Below are 1,719 nucleotides of genomic sequence, written 5' to 3'. Positions count from 1 at the left end.
GCGCCATGGTCGATCTTTATTGCGGCTCCTTCAAACAGGTTCCCAAACGGATCGTGCTGGACATCGACGACACGTTCGACGCTGTGCACGGCAGCCAGCAATTGCGCCTGTTCAACGCGCATTACGATGAATACGGTTTCCAGCCGATCGTGGTGTTCGACGGCGAGGGCCGCTTCGTTGCCGCTGTTCTGTGTACCGCGGCCCGGATTTGAGACAACCGGCTTCGCTTATTCAGGCGACCAAGGATAGCTCTCCGATATTGGAGTTGGCAACCCGAAGTTGAGCGACCCGCACCTGAGCGGGCGTTTGATATCCGTGGCGCTCGACGAGCCAGGTTTCATTGTAGCGCCTGGCGAACTCGATGAGCGCGACGCGAAGTTCCTCGATGGTGTTGAAGGATCTGACCCACAACAAATTTTCCTTCAGCGTCCGCATGAACCGCTCGGCGACGCCATTGCCCTCTGGTTCGCGGACGAAGGAAGGCGAGGCTTCGATGCCGAGGCATTTGATTTCAGCCTGGAAATCGCCGGACATGTAGTTTGAGCCATGGTCATGCCGCAACTTCAATCCGTGCGCCACGCCGGGAGCGATAGCGCCGAAGCAACGGCGTACCCCTTGTCGGACGGGCTCCAGCGCTTCGAAGCGATTGGCCGACTTCGAGGCATGAATCCCGACGATTTCCGAGTTGGCGTGCTCTATCGCGACAAAGACATAGGCGCGGCCTTCCCCGACGGTGACGGTCTGGGTCATGTCAGTGCCCCACATCGTGTTGACCTTGTCGGTGACGATGGTTCCGTCATGTATTTTCTCGTCCCGACGTTCGGTGCGATGCGGCGCGAGCAAGCTGTTTTCGCCCATCACCCTCCGGACGCGTCGAGGGCTGGCGCGAACCCCATTGTAACGCAGCCGGGCCCAAATCTTCCGGTAGCCCTCGCCATGAAAGCCGGACGCGGCGATTTGCTGGCGGATATGATCCGCCAGTTCAGCATCCGAACAGGCGCCGAGCGGTCCGGGGCGAAGCCGGATCGTCGGCGACGGCGGCGGGGACTTGAGAAAACGGTACACGACGGCGCGCGAAACGCGCCAGGCGCGAGCGACCCTGGCCATGCCATAGCAGCGTGAAATGGAGGGCGAGACTGTCTGGCTCATCGTCTCGACCTCCTTCGGGCTAAAGGGCGTTTTCCCTCCATGGCGTCGATTTTGGCGTTGAGCAGTTCGTTATCCATGGTGATCTCGCCCACCTTGGATTTCAGCCGGGCGATTTCGTCATCGCGATCATCCCGCTCGCGTTCCTTCAGGGCCGTCTCAGCGCCAGCAAGCGCCCGATCGCGCCAGTCCGTCAGCTTCGCCACCGTGACGTTGGATTCGCGAGCGACCAATTCCAGCGGTTCGCCGCGCAGTAAACGCGCCACGACCGCCATCTTGCGCTGAACGGAAAACCGTTTCGCCCCATTTGCATCGACGCCCGAGGGGGCGCCTCCGCCAGCTATGAGGGAGCGCTCCGGCGCCCCCTCGGGCTTGATCCCTGCATCGTACGTCATTTCCAAACCTCCAGTTGCGGTGAAATTTACCGCAGCCGGATGTCTCAGTTAACCGTGCCGCACCTCAGAAGGGGCCACGGAGAACGCCGCCGTGGCGCAGGCCCTGCTCGACAATCTGGTTGGACGCGGTCTCGACCCGAAGATTTGCCGCCTGTTCATCATCGACGGCGCCAAGGCG

Annotated in this window: 2 pseudogenes; one reads left to right on the top strand and one right to left on the bottom strand. The window is 61.4% G+C overall.

Features of this window, described 5'->3' with window-relative positions:
• A pseudogene (locus tag QZY01_RS08425) lies at positions 1 to 191 on the top strand (transposase); the annotation flags it as partial.
• A 40-nt stretch (positions 192 to 231) separates the two neighbouring features.
• On the opposite strand, the pseudogene QZY01_RS08420 reads toward QZY01_RS08425, so the two are convergent.
• Positions 232 to 1,490, bottom strand: a pseudogene (locus QZY01_RS08420) (IS3 family transposase).
• Positions 1,491 to 1,719 lie beyond the last annotated feature (229 nt).

Source organism: uncultured Rhodoblastus sp. (genome assembly GCF_903903185.1).
Taxonomy (GTDB): Bacteria; Pseudomonadota; Alphaproteobacteria; order Rhizobiales; family Beijerinckiaceae; genus Rhodoblastus.
The sequence above is the reverse complement of the archived record's forward strand: the minus strand, read 5'-3'. Positions and strand labels throughout refer to the sequence as shown.